The sequence below is a fragment of the Fimbriimonadaceae bacterium genome, assembly GCA_023957775.1.
In the GTDB taxonomy this organism is placed as follows: Bacteria; Armatimonadota; Fimbriimonadia; order Fimbriimonadales; family Fimbriimonadaceae; genus JAMLGR01.
The window spans coordinates 14,977-29,829 of sequence record JAMLGR010000021.1 but is presented as its reverse complement, the minus strand read 5'-3'; the positions used below and the strand labels follow the sequence as shown (position 1 = coordinate 29,829).

Below are 14,853 nucleotides of genomic sequence, written 5' to 3'. Positions count from 1 at the left end.
GGCTAGAGGAACCTCCTGAAGGCGGCCCGCGGCAGGAACGTCGCGATCCACCGGAGCCAGCTCTTGAAACGCGCGGGTTCCCGCCGGATCGACAGCGCGTACGCGCGGCGGCCGCCCGCTGGGTCGCCGTTCAGCGTCCGGACCGTCCCCAGGCAGGCCGCGTTGTGCGCCATCGCCTTCCGAAGCCGAGGAGCATCCGAGACCCTCCGGGCGTAGACCTCGGCGCGCGTCTCGATCCAGTCGCGGAGCCGCTCGTCGTCCCTCCAAATGCGGTCCAGCTTGTGGCTCGCGTTCTCGCCGTGCACACGGTAGAACGTCAGGGGTTCGTCGACGAATCCCACGTCCCACCGTTCGGCGATCCTCAGCCACATCTCCCAGTCGCCCGACCCGAAGTACGCCTCGTTGAACCCACCCAAAGCCTCGAAACAGGCGCGCCGCGCCAGCACGGCGCTGGCGATGATCTTGTTCTGGTACAGCAGGTCCGCCAGCACGTTGCCCGTCTCGGTCCGAGGGAACGCAAATCCCAAGGGGGAACCCGCCAGGGGCTTGCCCTCTCTGTTGATGAACCCGCCGTCCGTATGCACCAGCCCGACTTCGGGATGGGCGTCCATCAACGCCAACTGCGCGGCGAGCTTTCCCGGCGCCCAAAGATCATCGTCGTTCAGGACCGCAACGAACTCCCCGGTCGCCTTTGCCAGCCCGACGTTGAGCGTTCCGTAGGTGCCGAGATTCCGCTCGTTGAAGACCAGGCTCCAGTCGGCCGCGTGCTCGGCCAGCCAATCGCGCGTCCCGTCGGTCGACCCGTCGTCGAGTGCGATCACCTCGAAGTCCTGGAAGGTTTGGGCCCGGACCCCCTCCGCGCACGCAGGGAGGTACGCCAGGTGGTTGTAACACGTGAGCAGGATCGAGATGCGGGGCATCGACCGAGATTATGCCGAGACGGGCACGGCCGGCTCCGAGGCGCCCATGCTCGCGTACCCGGCCAGCGCGACGCGCGCGGCTTGCAGCCCGTCGTGGGCGGTGATCGGCGGCGGCGAGTCCTCTTCCACGCACCGCACGAAATCGGCGACCAGGCCCGAGTCCAAATCGGAACCGTAGCCGTGCAGCCGGTGCGCCATCGCCGCGTCGTCGAAGACGTCGAGGGCCTGGCCGAACAGGTTCAGCTCGATGACCCCGCCATCGCCCACGACGTTCATCGCCACATCGCCCCACGTCTTGTAGCTCTTGGTCCGCGACCAACTGGAGTCGAGCGTCGCGAACACGCCTCCGGGAAACTCGAGCGTGAGCATGGCGGTGTCCTCCCACTCCTCCCCGTACATGTTGTTGCCGACCATCGCCTGGACCCGGACCACATCTTCCCCGATCAGCACCCGCAGCAGGTCGGCGACGTGGACCACGTGATCGATCATCGCCCCTCCGCCCGACCGTTCGGGATCGACGAACCAGTCGAAAGGACACCGTCCGCGATTCGTGGCGCACACGGCTCGGATCGGGCCGATGTCACCGGCGCGGACACGCTCGACGAGCCGTTGGAAGGCCGGCGAGTAGCGGCACGGAAAGGCGGTCATCAGCTTCACGCCCGCCTGGTCGACGGCCGCGATCAGCCGCGCCCCCTCCTCCTCGCTCGTGACGAGCGGCTTCTCGCAAAGAATGTGCCGGCCGGCCCGCGCCGCCCGCTCGCACAGTTCGGCGTGCGAACGGTTGTCGCTCGTCACCACCACGGCGTCGCACGCGTCGAGCGCCTGCTCGATCGTCTCCGCGGCCTCGATCCCGTGGGCCAGCGCGAACGCGGCCGCCCGCTCGGAGTTCTCGTCCCACACGGGACCGAGGACCGCGCGCGGCTCGTGCTGCAGGGCTTTCGCATAGCCCCAAGCGTGCATGTGCGCCACACTCAAGAATCCGACCCGGACCGCCATGGGCTCAGTTTGGCACGTCGCTCAATGGAGCGTCTCGGCCGATTCGGAAAGGAGTACGGCGTAACCGTCCGGATCGGCGACGAGGAACGTGCGGTCGCCCCAGATCGCGACTTCGAGTCCGCGCAGCACCTTCACGTTCTTGCGTTCAAGGCTCTTCGCCATCTCGGGCAGGTTCTTGACCTGGAAGTTGATCACGAGCCCCCCGCTTCGGTCCAGCAGAGGGTTCTGCTCGTCCGCAGGTTGTTGAAGCAGGAGAATCTGGGTTTTTCCCGTGCTCAGGTAGGCCAGGCGGTGCCCGTCCCAGGCGTCCTCGCGCATGATCGGAAGGTCCAACAAATCGTGGTAGAAGGACAGCGACCGTTCAAGGTCCCTGACGTCGAGAATCAGGTGCGAGAACATGCTGGGCATGGCTTCGATGCCCCATTTCGCGATCTTTGGGCCGATTCCTTCCCCATCTCGTTGGTCGTGCGAACCCATAATGAGCCATGCCCACGGACGACCTGCACCGTTTATGGAAGCTCCACAAAGTCGATCTCGCGATCGTCGAGATTCGAAAGCGCGCCGCAGCGCTCGATCCGGGACGCGAGATCCAGGCGGAGATCAACGCCCTCTCCGAGCAACACGCCAAGCTCGACGAAGCCGCGAAGGCCTTGGCGGGCGAACAGCACGACATCGAACTTCAGCAAAAGGGCATGGAGGACAAGATTCGGCGGTTCGAGAAGGAGCTGTTCGGCGGGAGCCTGAAGAGCCCGCGCGAGATCGAGAACCTGCAGAAGGAGATCGAGATGCTCAAGCGACATCGGGGGGATCTCGATGGGCGCCTGATGGAGTTGTGGGAGCTCGTCCCCCCCGCGAAGCAGAAGGCCGAGGCGGTAAAGGAAAGGCTCGAGGCGAAGAAGGCCGAGCTGGTCGCGCACCGTCAGAAGGTCGTGAAGCTCAAGGAGACGTTGGAGGCCGACTTCAAGGTGCGGACCGGGGAACGTCCTCGCGCCCTGGAGGGCATCCCCAAGGTGATGCTGGAGCGCTACGAGCGTTCGCGCGAGAAGCACGGAGGCATTGCGATGACTCGGATCACGGGACGCCCCTCTTCGTGCGAGATGTGCGGCACTCTGCTCCCCGAGCGCCTCATCGAGGGTGCCAAGGAGGGGCGGCTCGTCGAGTGCGAGTCGTGCCACCGGTTCCTCTACTGGAACGAGAGCGTGCTATGAGAGCGGCGGCGCTTGCAGCGGTCTTGGCCCTGGTTCTTGCGGGGGGCTGCGCCAAGTTCCCGAGCACCGGCGGCGGTCCGAAGACGAAGCGCCTGGTCTTCAAGATGACGGTGGCGGGCACGCTGCGTCCGGGCTACGTCTACATCGTGGCGCTGCGCCCATCGGTCGATCTGAACCCCACGACCCAGGGGCCCATTCCCGTGATCGCTCCTCCGTGGGGGAACGGCTTCGTCGCCGGGAACGCGACTTACTTCGTTCAGTGGGACGCGCTCCAATCGCCCCAGTACAACCTCTTCGCCTTCCGCGACGCGCAGCTGAATGAGTGGTTCCTGCTCGGCGCGCCTGTGAACTTCGTGGATGTGCCGGTCAACGGCCGCACGCTGCAGTTCGAAGTCGACCTCACGCAGATCGCCCCCACTCCGGCCGACGCCTTGCTTTACAAGTCGATTCAGGTGAACTTCCTCACGATGGACCGCGTGCCTCAGGGGTCCGGCGGCAGCAAATCGTGGGACGCGCTTGGCAATGGGGCCCTCCCTTCGGAGATCAACAGCTACGTGTCGATTCCGCTGCAGAACGCGGGGGTTTACGACAACACGAGGTTTTTCGACCTCGAGCCGTCGGGCGACAATCCCGATCCGGACCTCGACATCGTGGACTGGTCCATCGAAGTACGCAACAACTAGCGGGGTGCTGAAATCGGCGCGTGCGCCATCTTCAGAACCCTGCTAGCCGCCTCCGCCGGAAACCTGGGGTCCGGCGGTCCAAAGGGCCAGGCGATCCCACCGAACGGGATCGTAGAGGAGCGCCGCGGTCGGGCTCTGGGGCGGCGACGAGACGATCACGCCCAACTCCGACCGATCGATGCGGCTGGAGCCCGGGAGTCTAAGCTCCGCCCCCGAATCGAGATTGCGCAGCGCGACCCCGCGGGCATCGCGCACCTTGGCGATCAGGGGTTCCTGGTCGTCGATCAACGCGAACGAGCCCCGGCCTTCCGCGAGGTTGCGCCGGGTGCCGTTGGGGAGATAGACCCTTGCGAGGAGCACCGTTCCGTAGGAGGTCTTCTCCTGAACCACCACCGTGCGCGAACCGATGGGCTCGGACTTGGCGAGCCTGGAGCCGACGATGTCGAACGAGAAGAGGTGGCTGGCGGGGTCGAAACGGGCGATGCCCCACGCTTCGCCCTGCTCCGCGACGACCATCAGCCGCTCCTCGAAGCCGACCAGCTCGTCTCCGATCCTACCGCGGGCAACCGAGAAGCCGTCGAAGCGCCCGGCTAGCTCGGCGATCGGCTTCTTGTCCTTGAGATCCACCTTCACGAGGGCCTCGAGCCAAGGCTCGTCGTTCTTGTCCCGCCACTGGACCAGGAAGTAGGCCACGCTGCCGATCCGCACCGAGCCTGCGAGCGCGGATGCACCGGCCTCGATCTCCTTGGCTGCGAGCCGCTTCTTGTTCTTGGCGAGCTCCTCCTCGCTGAACAACCGCTTGGAGCGCGGCAGCTCAGGCAGCCAGGAGCTGACCAACGCCTTCCCCTTCCGAATCGAGAGACCCCGATCGACGTCCCACACGGCGAACGCATCGCCTTCGCGGTACGCGACGGCTTTCGGCTCCGCGGCAGGTTTGCGGGACAGGGGCACGCTGACCGTTCGGCCCTCCTGCTCGAGAACGAACGACTGGCCCTCGAGCCGAATCGAAGGCCCCGATCCATGGAGCAGCGTCGCTGCGACGATCAAAGCGAGACGTGTCATGATGGTCCTGCACCCTCCGCCCCTCTTGGGGCGTCCGGACATTCAAGTGTACTGCCGAGACTGCCCCCGATTCGATTTGGAAGCCGAGCGATGCAAGGACGGCAAGGTCAATCCCCTCGATTGGGAGACCGCCGTCAGCGTCTCCCGCCAGTTCGGCGTGCGGGCGCTGTGCATGTTCAACGACCACCGCGAGCGGCTGATCCACGTGCGGACAGAGGGCGTGGCCCGCGCCCCTCGCCCCTAGCGCCCCCCTGGTAGTGCGCGCGCCCACGCGTCGCCTTGGCTCTGGGAGTGCGCGCGCTTGCGCGTCGCTTGCCCCCCGCCTGGGAGTGCGCGCGCTTGCGCGTCGCCTTGTCCCCCGCCGGACTTGTCCGGCTCCCCGCCCGACTCGCGGCAAGCCGCTCGCGTGGAAGGCGCGACCAAGGTCGCGCACTCCCAAATCCCGCCTGCCCCCCGCCTGGGAGTGCGCGCGCTTGCGCGTCGCCTTGTCCCCGCCGGACTTGTCCGGCTCCCCGCCCGACTCGCGGCAAGCCGCTCGCGTCGAGGGCGCGACCAAGGTCGCGCACTCCCAAATCCCGCCTGCCCCCCGCCTGGGAGTGCGCGCGCTTGCGCGTCGCCTTGTCCCCCGCCGGACTTGTCCGGCTCCCCGCCGGACTCGCGGCAAGCCGCTCGGGTGGAAGGCGCGACCAAGGTCGCGCACTCCCAAATGGTGGTTACCCGGGCTCCCGTACCTTGGCGCTTCTGCCCTCGCCCGCGAAGTCCAGCCGCACCCGCCAACACGCTTCTTTCGGCAGGAGCCCCTCCGCCCGGTCCGGCCACTCGATGAGGCACAGGTGCGTGTCGAGATACTCCTCGAGGCCGATGCCCTGCCAGGTGGACACCCGATACAGATCGGCGTGCATCACCGGCGGTGCGGTGGCGAAGGTCTGAAGGAGATTGAAGGTGGGCGAGCGCACGGAATCCGCGTGGCCCAACGCCTCCAGGACCCCTCGGACCAGGGTCGTCTTGCCAGCCCCGAGAGGGCCCTCCAGAAGCACGACGTCCCCGGCTCTCCACCTGGCGGCCAACCGCGCGCCCAAAGCACGGGTGGCGGCTTCGTCAGGCAGGAACTCTTGTCGCGACACCTACTCCTCCAACTTCCCATCGTTGAGATGCAGAATCCGGTCGGCGTTCTCCAGCATCGAGGGGTCGTGCGTCACCATCACCAGCGCGCCGTCGCCGCGATGCCCGTCGAGGAGGCGGACCACCTCGAGCCCGTTCCGATGGTCCAGCGCCGCGGTCGGTTCGTCCGCAAAGATGACGCGTGGTTCCCCGAGCAACGCCCGCGCGACGCACACCCGTTGGCGCTCGCCTCCGCTCAGCTCATGAGGCATGCGGTGCGTCCTGCCGGCAAGTCCCAATCGGTCGAGCAACGCCGAGGCGCGCTCCTCCAGGTCGCCCTCCGGAGCCGCGATCAGCACGTTCTCGAGCGCGGTGAGATACCCCAGAAGAAACGATTGCTGGAACAGGAAGCCGAACGCGCGGAGCCGCAGGCCGCTCCGCTCCTCGTCGTTCATCGACGCCAAGTCGCGCCCCTCGTAGTGCACCGTTCCCGACGTGGGAACCTTGAGGCCGCTGAGGAGATAGAGCAACGAGGATTTGCCCGACCCCGACGGTCCCAGGATCCCGACGAACTCGCCGGCCCCGATGTCGAGGTCGAGATCGCGGCACGCATGCACCGGGCGGCCATGGTCGTTGTAGACGAGCGAGACCTGGGATCCGCGGATCAAACCAGCCTCCTTTCCACGACCCCCACCGGATCGAACTTCCGAAACCTCAACCACACGGTCAACGCGGCGACGGCGAGGATCGCGAACGGAACGGGGAGCGTGTAGCGGTAGGCCGCGGGGTCCAGCGGGTCGAGGGCGAAGGCCTGGGGATCCATGAGCACGGCTTTGGCCACGTTCAGCAGCCCATACGCCGCCGCGATGCCGATCAGCCAACCCGCGACCAACACGGCGATGGTCTCGACCATCGTCCGCCGCAGCAGTTGCCGCTTCGTGTAGCCGAGCGCCTGCAACAGCCCGAACTCCACGATCCGCTGCGATTGGTAGATGTTGATCAGCATCCCCATCATCAGAGTGATCACGGCGACGAGCGTTCCGATCACGACGTCGAGGATGCGGTAGAGGATGCGAAACATCTCGTTCGTCTCCTCCTCGAGCCGGTGGAAGGCGAAAATCTGCGCGCGACGGCCCTTGAAGCGCGCCACGGCCCACCGGTCCAGTTGTTCCTGCTGTGCGAGCGTCGGTGCGATCACCATCAGATTGTCGAGCGGCGGAAAGTGGTTGGCCGCTTCGTAGTCGTAATCGGCGAACATCAACCACAAATCCGTCTGCGCGATTCCGACCACCTTCACGTCGTAGGGCGAGTAACTCTCGGGGAGGTTGGGGCCGAGCAGGGTCGAGCCGATCTTGAGGCTCAGGTTCCGCGCCACCGGCTCGCTGATCACGACCTCCGGCGCACCCACCTCGGGCAGACGTCCCTCCACCCGGGTTGAGCCCAGCTCCTTCAGCATGAACTTGAGATCGTCGGGCTTCAAGCCGAGTACGACGAAGGGCCACTTCCCCACGATGCTCTGGACCTGCGAACCCGCCGCCCGGCAAACGACGATGCGTTCGATCGGAACGGGCGACTCCGCCAAGATCTCCTGACGAATCGACTCCGTCAGCGACGGATCGCCTCGCGGCGTGACGCCGAGCGAGTGCTCCGAGTAGCGGTAGATCGTGCGGATCGAGAGCGGAATCGAGTCGATCATCGACACGATGCCCGAGATCAACAGCACCGCCAAAAGGATCACCCCGGTCAGCGGTAGCGTCCGACGTGCGTTTCGTAGAAGGTAGGTGGCCGGGGCAAGCGGCCGGCGAACGGATCGGCGCGCCTTGCGGGGACTTGTCGAGGACCGTGGCATGTCAGCTTCCCTTCACCCGGCGATACCGAACGAAGAGCTCGTCTCCGACCCGGTGGTGCTCCGCCAACTCGAACCGGCGCACCTGGTCCCGCGCAAGAGGCGCGCCGTCGGCGATCGTCGGGGTTTCGGCCCCCAATTTGATCTTGGGTGCGATCGTCAGGAAGAGCTCGTCCACAAGGTCGAGCGTCAAGAGCGCGGCGTTGAGGTCGCTCCCTCCCTCGACCAAGAGCGTGTTCACCCCCCGCTCGACATGCAGCCAGCGAAGGAGGGCCTCGAAGTCGACCCCTTCGTCCCCTCCGCGCCAAAGACCCACGTCCGCCGGAGCCAGGAGCGCTGCCGACACGGGCGTCGCAATCACCGCCCGGGAGGGAGCGTCGGTGAAGAACCGAGCCGCGAAGTCCACCCGCCCCGAGCGCGTCACGACGATGCGCTGGAGCCGGGCGTCGTACCAGAGCTTTGGAGTGCTCCGGAGCGTGTTCGCGCCGATCATCACGGCGTCCACGGCACTCTCGACCTGTCTCATCGCCGCGTGGTCGACCTCGGACCCGAGGTCCATCACCGGCTCGTCGCGCGTGCCGGTCGTCGTCTTGCCGTCGATCGTCGCGACCATCATCATCACGACGCGGGGCCGGTCGGAGGGTGCCTTGTCGAAGTGCACGACTGCGTAGGGTGCCCCCGTCGCCCGAGGACTGTAACCCGCCTCCTCCATCGCGGATCGAATGGCGACGTACGGCTGCTCGGCAAGGCGCCTTTCGCCGATCCAGAACGTCGGCACGTGGAACACGCCGCTCGCATAGGCGTCGTCGTCGAATCCGACGATGTTTGGGGCGAACGACCGGTCTCGGACGGCGTCGAGCATCTTCCCGACATCCTTCACCGTGCCTTGGGCCAGGTTGGCCAGCACCGACGGCTGGGCAAGGTCCAGTCCGCGCTCCCAATACCCGCGGTAGAACCGCTCGACGAGGGCGTCGGCGACGCCTTCGGTCTTCGCATACTCCACGGCTTCATGGGCCGCGTGCGTCCGCATCCTCTTGGGTCGCGCCACGGCGGGAGCGGCCATGCCCTCGGCGGCGTACGCGAGGGTCAGTCGGCCCGGAGTGGGCGGGCGCGTCCCGCTGACCGGCGGGACCGCGATCGGCTCGGGCCAGGGGCGGGTGTCGGGATAGAGTTCGTAGGGCCTCCAATCGATGGCGACCCCGAACTCCTGTTGAAGCCTCCGCGCATGGAACAGCCCGATCCAGCACCACGGACAGTTGAAGTCGTGGGCCACTGGGATCGCGCTGGGCATGCTTCGATTGTGGCACCCAGGGGTCGTTGGTCGTTGGCTACGCCGCTTCGCTCAGCGGCTTGAGCGCCGACTTCTTCAGGAGCGTCTTCGCGGTCTTCCCATCCTGCGGGTAAAGGGCCTGGCCCAGTTCCACCTCGATCGGACCGTTTTGCGCAAGGCGCCCGCTCATCCAATCCTGAATCTTGCGGACGAGACGCTCGCGAACCAGCACGACGTTGGGACCGTTCACGGGCAGGATCACACCAAAGCCACTCACCCCCATCCGGGCAACGATGTCGATACGGCGCACGTTCTCGCGCAGGAACTCGGCAGCGTCGGCCATGAAGTCGGTGACGCTCGCGTCGCCGTAGAACGAGCGCAAGGTCTCGAGCCCTTTGAAGTTCACGCACACCAAGCCCACGGACCCCTCGGCGGCGGAAGCGCGGTGAACCTCTTCGGCCAGACGCGTGTGGAAATAGGCTTCGGTATAGGCACCGGTCTCGGCGTCCACCACCTCGTAGTCGATCTCGGAGGCCTGGCGGCGCAGCACGCGGTCCTTCTCCTCTTCGCCGGCGAGGATCTTGCGCAGTTTCGCGAGGGACTGCCGAAGGATGTGGGACACGTAGTTGCAGGAAATCCCAAGCTTGGAGGCGATCTCCGTCTGGTTCATCATGTCGAAGTGGAAATGCATGAGCACGTCCCGCTCGAGCGTGCGGAGCTGCTTCATCGCGTTCTCGAGCATCATGCGGTCCTCGACGCTGAGTTGCTCCGGGCAGAACGCCGCGGCGTCGAGGTTCTCGGTCTCTCCCGATCCGTCCTCATCACCCGGGGCCGGCGCGTCGAGGGACGACACCCGAAGCATCTCCTGGGTGACGAACACCTCCCTCACCGCGGTCTCGCTCACGCCAAGGGCGTCGGCGATCTCCCGCTCGGTGGGGGTCCGGCCATGAGTCTGCTGCAGAACGCCTGCCGCCCGGTTCACCTTGTGGCGCAGCTCCTGCAGCCACGCGGGGTGACGGATCGTCTGCGTCCGGTCGCGCAGGTAGTGCTTGATCTCTCCCGCCACCAGGTACGTCGCATAGGTGTTGAACCGCACTCCGGCCTCGGGGTCGAACTTCCCGAGCGCGTTCAGCAGACCGATGAAACCCACCTGGCACAGGTCTTCGAACGGCTCCAGCCCACTGAAGCGGCGAGCGATCCGCTCGACAAGCCCCGCGTACTGCACCATGATCAGGTCTTTGATGTCCGGCGTAGGCTTCTTGAGGTAGCGAAGAACCAGCCCTTCCGGGTCCTGATGCGTACGAATCGATTCAGACATACAACACTCCGTTGACCATTCCAGCCGGCCATCCTAGCCGGCTCCGGAAAGCGCCTTCCTGGCCCTTCCCGTAACCGCGGTCCCAAGTGGGACATTGAAGAAACCCGGGCGAGCATCCACTCGCCCGGAACCAAGTTGTTACGAGACGCTGTTCACGAGTTTGAAGATCGGCGTCATGACCGAGATGGCGATAAAGCCGACGATCACACCCATAAAGATGATCAGCATGGGCTCGATCATCGACGTGAGGCCCTTGACCGTCGACTCGACTTCCTGGTCGTAGAAGTCGCCGATCTTGACCAGCATCTCCGAGAGGCGTCCGGATTCCTCGCCGACGTCGATCATGGTCGTGACCATGTTGGGGAACAGGCCGGAGGCGGCCAGCGGCGCGGAGAGCTTCTGCCCTTCGCGGATGCTGGTGCGCGTGTCGTCGATCGCCTTGGTCAACACGACGTTGCCCAAGGTCTCTCCCACGATCTCCAGGCTGCGCAGCATGGGGACGCCGCTGCTGATGAGCGTGCCGAACGTACGGGTGAACCGGGCGACGCTCATCTTGAGCGCCAGCTCGCCCACGATCGGCAGCCGCAGTTTCAGGAAGTCGAGCTGATACCGGCCCTGAGGCGTCTTGCCCCACATCTTGAGCCCGAAGAAGCTTCCGACAGCGAGCAGGATCACGACCCACCACGACTTCTGCATGAAGTCGCCGAACGAGAAGAGGGCGGCCGTCATCGGCGGCATCTCCACGTTCATGCCGGTGAAGATCTCCTTGAACTTGGGAAGCACGAAGCTGAACAGCACGAAGAGCATCAGCACCGAGAAGCAGAGCACCATGACGGGGTACATCATCGCGCCCTTGATCTTTCCGCGAATCTCGGCCTCGTACTCGAGGAACCCGGCGAGCCGGTCGAGGATCTGGTCGAGGATGCCGCCGAGTTCGGCGGCGCGGATCATGTTCACATAGAGCTTGTTGAAGACGTGCGGGTGCTTGCCCAGCGCTTCGTTGAGCGACAGGCCGCCCTTCACATCGACGGCGACGGCGCCGACCGTTTCGCGCATCACCGGGTCCTTCATCTGCCCGACGAGGATGTCGAGACACCGGAGGATCGGGATGCCCGCGTCGATCATGGTCGCGAACTGGCGCGAGAACACGACGAGGCTTTTGACCTTCAGCTTCTTCTTGCCGAAGGAGCTCTTCTTCATCGAGCTGCCGGAGCGCTTGATCTCCGTGCAGTGGAGCCCTTGGTCGCGAAGCTTCGCCAAGACCAACTGCTCGTCGTCAGCCTCCGTCACGGAGCGAACCGTGCGGCCGCTTGAATCGATGGCAGTGTAGGCAAAGACCGGCATTCGAAACCTCCTGTCTCAGACGCGCGGATCCTTCCGCGCCAGACAAGAGAATCTTCGGTGTTCGCCTCCCGGATACTCAACGGGGTTTTTCCACGTTCGCCAAAAAACCCCGGAATCCCCGTACAACTGCGTAGGGTTTGTGGTTTGTGGTTTGTCCCCCTCGCCCACCAACCACAAACCACAAACCAGTCTAGGCGCGGTGGTAGACGCCGTCCAGCGCGGACCACATGGCGGCGCACACCACGGAGCACGCGGATTTCGCGCGGGCGAACTCCTCGTCGCTCATGGCTTCGACGCGGCGCTTCAGGTTCTCCACCTCGTGCACGTCGTCGGCGTGGACCACGAAGTACTCCTTGCCAGCCTCGGAGACCTCGTAATGGGCGTTCAGGCCGTCGAGTTTGCTCCTCGAGGTGATGGGCTGCTGGGCTTCAAAGGCGTACAGGGCCCCCACAGCCTCGGGTCGGTACGAGAAGAGGCTGTCCGCGGCGGTCACCAGCGCTTCGGTGTGGCCGCGTCCCGAGGGCGCGCCGGCGCCGATCGCGCCTTTGAAGTCGTCCCACAGCCGCTCGTGCACGCGCTCCTCTTCCGCGTAGCCTGCCTCGCCGATCGTGTCCCACCCCTTGGCGATGGTTCCCACGAACCGGCCGTATTCGGCGGCGTAGTCCTGCAGCTTCTCCATGGGAAGCGTGCCCATGACCCACTCCTGGTAGAACGGGTGCGTGTTCAAATCGTGGCGAGCCACGATGGCGTCGAGTTCTTGAATTCGTGACATCGGTTCAACCCCCAAAGACGGAAGGATACCGGACGCGCGCGAAGAACCCGTAGCCATGTTGCAAACGTTGTTGGCCGCGCTCGTTGTCGGGATCCAAGGCGGGTATCAGCCGTCCGGCCCGCGCATCGAGTTCACGATGGCGTCCGGCAAGTCGTTCGTGGTCACCACGGACCCCGCGCACTCCCCGAAAACCGTGGCCCACATCCTCGATTTGGCGAAGCGCGGGTTCTACGACCGCCAGCGCATCCACCGCGTGGAGTACTGGGTCACGCAGTGGGGCGACCCGGGCTCGAAGACGCTCGAGCCCTTTCTAATCAAGGGGGAGGACGGCAAAATGGTCTTGAACCCCAAGTTGGGGGACGGGGAGTCGGGCAAGCAGCTTCCGTTCGAAGCGAGCGACGTGGACTTTCATCGCGGCGTCGTCGGCATCGCCTCGACGGGCCTTCAGGTAGGAGGCGACTCGCAGCTCTTCGTGATCAAGCAGGACCGGCTGTACCTGTGGCACTCCTACGCCGTGCTGGGGAAGGTCACGCAGGGCATGGAGGTCTTGGATGCGATCCAGATCGGGGACAGGATCCAAACGGCCAGCCGCAGGTAACCCATGGGATTGAGCGGATTGGGAAACCGTTCCAAATCTGCGGTACAGGGCTCCTGGTACCCGGGTGCCCATCGGGTGCCCATCGGGTGCCCATCAGGATAGGGGTAGGGAGAGAGCCGTTACACTCCCCCCCTCCCTCCGAACCGGACGTGCGGATTTCCCGCATCCGGCTCTCCGGTTGGTGGTTCACCTGCGAGAGGATTGGTCGGCGGCGTGGGCCTGCACCGTCGAGAACAGACCCAAACCGTGAAAGTAGGCGTTCGGCCAGCGTTGGAAGTCGTTGCCGCGTGGAACCCGTCCGCGCCCTTTGCGCTTTTTCAGAATCGCTCTGAGGCGCTGGCGCACGAACTGGTCCACGGCTGGGAACGCCGTCGGGTAGCTGTGCCGGAAATAGCGGTACCAGCCCTGAAGCACCCGGTTGAGATCGGAGACGGTCGCCTCAAGGCTGCGTCCCGAATTGCGCGGAGTCCGGGCGCGGATGTTGTCCCGCAGCTTCTTAAGGCTCTTCTGTCGCGGAAAGGCCCTGCCCTTCTTGAACTTGTAGCCTAGAAACTCGAAACTCTCCCCCGAGCCGTAATCCACGAGGCGCGTCTTCTCCGGGTGCAGCTTCAGACCGTTCCGACTGGTCCAGTCCTCCACCGCCGCCAGAGCCGACGCCGCCCCCTCCCGAGTGCCGCAAAGGGCCACGAAGTCGTCCGCGTAGCGAACGAGCTCGATGCCGCGCGCGCGCGCCATGAAGTCCAGCCCGTGCAGGGCGATGTTGGCAAGAAGAGGACTGATGACCGAACCTTGGGGAGTTCCCTCCTCGCCCGGTTCCAGATCTTCTCCCATCACACCCTGCGCCAGATACAGCTTCACCAGCGCCAGTATCTTCCCGTCCGAGACCTTCTCCTTTAGACCCGTGAGCATCAGCTCGTGGGGAATCGTGTCGAAGAAGTTCTTCAGGTCCGCGTCCGCCACGTAGACCGAGCCGTTCTTGAGATTCCCCCACACCCTTTTCAGGGCCTGGTGGCACGAGCGTCCGGGACGAAAGCCGTAGCTCCCGTCTTCGAACTCTCTTTCAAAGATCGGCTCCAACGCGTTGCGAAGAGCGGTTTGCACCACCCGGTCGCGCACCGTCGGTATCCCCAGCGGACGCTTCTCCGAAGACCCCGGTTTGGCGATCCACACCCGTTTCACGGCCTGCGGACGGTAGGACCCGTCCAACAGGGCCTTCGACAGGCGGGATATCTCCGCTGCCAGGTTCGCCTCGAAACGCGAGATCGTCCAGTTGTCCACGCCGGGAGCGCCCTTGTTGGCTTTCACCTTGGCAAAGGCCGCCTCCAGAGCGCGGACGCTGAACGCCTTGTCGTGCAGGCTGTACCACCTGCCGCCTTTCACCCCGTCTTCCAGGGCTTCCAACATGCGGTCCGTCCAAACCGTCGGCTCGGTCCACGCCCAGCGGCTTCGGACCTCGCCGGCTTGCTTAGTCCTCGCGGACACTGACGCCGGCTGGCGTTCCGTCGGTTCCTCCATCACGCATCCACCTTCCTGCGCCCCTTTGCTCCGCCCGCGTTGCCGGGCTTCGACGCTACTATGGGCGCTCTGACTTCTGGAGAGGGAGCGATCATTACCCATTTGCCTTGCGGCGGCGGGCCTACGCCCCGACGCCTCTCCAGATCTCCACGATTCACGCGCGCGACCTTCCGACCGTTCCGTCTCCAACCACACCGCGATCCCTTCCGGACGCTTTGAC

General features: G+C 65.3%; 16 protein-coding genes. 4 read left to right on the top strand and 12 right to left on the bottom strand.

Annotated features, from left to right (window positions below):
* Positions 1-2: 2 nt before the first annotated feature.
* The 3 genes from M9921_15210 to M9921_15200 are packed head-to-tail and all read right to left on the bottom strand — an operon-like array spanning position 3 to position 2,324.
* On the bottom strand, positions 3-920 hold the full coding sequence (locus M9921_15210; protein MCO5298196.1) for a glycosyltransferase: 918 nt from the start codon (positions 918-920) through the stop codon (positions 3-5).
* A 9-nt stretch (positions 921-929) separates the two neighbouring features.
* Entirely contained in the window at positions 930-1,916 is a 987-nt protein-coding gene (locus M9921_15205) for a Gfo/Idh/MocA family oxidoreductase (GenBank protein ID MCO5298195.1), read from the bottom strand.
* 21 nt (positions 1,917-1,937) lie between these two features.
* On the bottom strand, positions 1,938-2,324 hold the full coding sequence (locus tag M9921_15200) for a VOC family protein (protein ID MCO5298194.1): 387 nt from the start codon (positions 2,322-2,324) through the stop codon (positions 1,938-1,940).
* 77 nt (positions 2,325-2,401) lie between these two features.
* Between M9921_15200 and M9921_15195 the strand changes: the two genes are divergently transcribed.
* Together M9921_15195 and M9921_15190 are read left to right on the top strand one after the other, a co-directional pair.
* Entirely contained in the window at positions 2,402-3,124 is a 723-nt protein-coding gene (locus M9921_15195; protein MCO5298193.1) for a hypothetical protein, read from the top strand.
* Positions 3,121-3,807, top strand: coding sequence for a hypothetical protein (locus M9921_15190; GenBank protein ID MCO5298192.1), 687 nt, complete (start codon positions 3,121-3,123; stop codon positions 3,805-3,807). The genes M9921_15195 and M9921_15190 overlap by 4 nt, the downstream gene beginning before the upstream one ends.
* Before the next feature lie 42 nt (positions 3,808-3,849).
* Here M9921_15190 and M9921_15185 read toward each other — a convergent pair whose 3' ends face one another.
* Entirely contained in the window at positions 3,850-4,869 is a 1,020-nt protein-coding gene (locus M9921_15185) for a hypothetical protein (protein ID MCO5298191.1), read from the bottom strand.
* On the opposite strand from M9921_15185, the gene M9921_15180 reads away from it, so the two are divergent.
* Complete coding sequence (locus tag M9921_15180; GenBank protein MCO5298190.1) at positions 4,868-5,113, top strand: hypothetical protein; 246 nt, start codon at positions 4,868-4,870, stop codon at positions 5,111-5,113. The two genes, M9921_15185 and M9921_15180, sit on opposite strands and share 2 nt — an antisense overlap.
* 469 nt (positions 5,114-5,582) lie before the next feature.
* On the opposite strand, the gene tsaE is transcribed toward M9921_15180, so the two are convergent.
* From tsaE to M9921_15145, 7 genes are all read right to left on the bottom strand, one after another.
* Positions 5,583-5,993, bottom strand: coding sequence for a tRNA (adenosine(37)-N6)-threonylcarbamoyltransferase complex ATPase subunit type 1 TsaE (gene tsaE / locus M9921_15175; GenBank protein MCO5298189.1), 411 nt, complete (start codon positions 5,991-5,993; stop codon positions 5,583-5,585).
* Positions 5,994-6,638, bottom strand: a complete 645-nt coding sequence (locus tag M9921_15170) for an ABC transporter ATP-binding protein (GenBank protein ID MCO5298188.1) — start codon at positions 6,636-6,638, stop codon at positions 5,994-5,996.
* Positions 6,635-7,693, bottom strand: coding sequence for an FtsX-like permease family protein (locus M9921_15165; protein ID MCO5298187.1), 1,059 nt, complete (start codon positions 7,691-7,693; stop codon positions 6,635-6,637). The genes M9921_15170 and M9921_15165 overlap by 4 nt, the downstream gene beginning before the upstream one ends.
* A 127-nt stretch (positions 7,694-7,820) precedes the next feature.
* Positions 7,821-9,107 (bottom strand): dihydrofolate reductase family protein, encoded by a 1,287-nt coding sequence (locus M9921_15160; GenBank protein MCO5298186.1) that lies wholly within the window; start codon positions 9,105-9,107, stop codon positions 7,821-7,823.
* A 37-nt stretch (positions 9,108-9,144) separates the two neighbouring features.
* Positions 9,145-10,404 carry a sigma-70 family RNA polymerase sigma factor gene (locus M9921_15155; protein ID MCO5298185.1) on the bottom strand — a complete coding sequence of 420 codons (1,260 nt, stop codon included), beginning with the start codon at positions 10,402-10,404 and terminating at the stop codon, positions 9,145-9,147.
* Positions 10,405-10,542: 138 nt separating this feature from the next.
* On the bottom strand, positions 10,543-11,748 hold the full coding sequence (locus M9921_15150) for a type II secretion system F family protein (protein ID MCO5298184.1): 1,206 nt from the start codon (positions 11,746-11,748) through the stop codon (positions 10,543-10,545).
* A 190-nt stretch (positions 11,749-11,938) separates the two neighbouring features.
* Positions 11,939-12,520, bottom strand: coding sequence for an iron-containing redox enzyme family protein (locus M9921_15145; GenBank protein MCO5298183.1), 582 nt, complete (start codon positions 12,518-12,520; stop codon positions 11,939-11,941).
* A 55-nt stretch (positions 12,521-12,575) separates the two neighbouring features.
* Between M9921_15145 and M9921_15140 the strand changes: the two genes are divergently transcribed.
* Complete coding sequence (locus M9921_15140; GenBank protein MCO5298182.1) at positions 12,576-13,118, top strand: peptidylprolyl isomerase; 543 nt, start codon at positions 12,576-12,578, stop codon at positions 13,116-13,118.
* Between the two features lie 186 nt (positions 13,119-13,304).
* Here the strand turns inward: M9921_15140 and ltrA are convergent, their stop codons facing one another.
* Positions 13,305-14,633, bottom strand: coding sequence for a group II intron reverse transcriptase/maturase (ltrA, locus tag M9921_15135; GenBank protein MCO5298181.1), 1,329 nt, complete (start codon positions 14,631-14,633; stop codon positions 13,305-13,307).
* Positions 14,634-14,853 lie beyond the last annotated feature (220 nt).

Excerpts from the sequence above, each read along its gene's own strand:
- M9921_15160 (MCO5298186.1), bottom strand. The coding sequence starts at position 9,107 with ATGCCCAGCGCGATCCCAGTGGCCCACGACTTCAACTGTCCGTGGTGC.
- M9921_15150 (MCO5298184.1), bottom strand. The coding sequence starts at position 11,748 with ATGCCGGTCTTTGCCTACACTGCCATCGATTCAAGCGGCCGCACGGTT.
- M9921_15155 (MCO5298185.1), bottom strand. The coding sequence starts at position 10,404 with ATGTCTGAATCGATTCGTACGCATCAGGACCCGGAAGGGCTGGTTCTT.
- M9921_15140 (MCO5298182.1), top strand. The coding sequence starts at position 12,576 with ATGTTGCAAACGTTGTTGGCCGCGCTCGTTGTCGGGATCCAAGGCGGG.
- M9921_15180 (MCO5298190.1), top strand. The coding sequence starts at position 4,868 with ATGATGGTCCTGCACCCTCCGCCCCTCTTGGGGCGTCCGGACATTCAA.
- M9921_15145 (MCO5298183.1), bottom strand. The coding sequence starts at position 12,520 with ATGTCACGAATTCAAGAACTCGACGCCATCGTGGCTCGCCACGATTTG.
- ltrA (MCO5298181.1), bottom strand. The coding sequence starts at position 14,633 with ATGGAGGAACCGACGGAACGCCAGCCGGCGTCAGTGTCCGCGAGGACT.
- M9921_15185 (MCO5298191.1), bottom strand. The coding sequence starts at position 4,869 with ATGACACGTCTCGCTTTGATCGTCGCAGCGACGCTGCTCCATGGATCG.
- M9921_15190 (MCO5298192.1), top strand. The coding sequence starts at position 3,121 with ATGAGAGCGGCGGCGCTTGCAGCGGTCTTGGCCCTGGTTCTTGCGGGG.
- M9921_15205 (MCO5298195.1), bottom strand. The coding sequence starts at position 1,916 with ATGGCGGTCCGGGTCGGATTCTTGAGTGTGGCGCACATGCACGCTTGG.
- M9921_15195 (MCO5298193.1), top strand. The coding sequence starts at position 2,402 with ATGCCCACGGACGACCTGCACCGTTTATGGAAGCTCCACAAAGTCGAT.
- M9921_15200 (MCO5298194.1), bottom strand. The coding sequence starts at position 2,324 with ATGCCCAGCATGTTCTCGCACCTGATTCTCGACGTCAGGGACCTTGAA.
- M9921_15210 (MCO5298196.1), bottom strand. The coding sequence starts at position 920 with ATGCCCCGCATCTCGATCCTGCTCACGTGTTACAACCACCTGGCGTAC.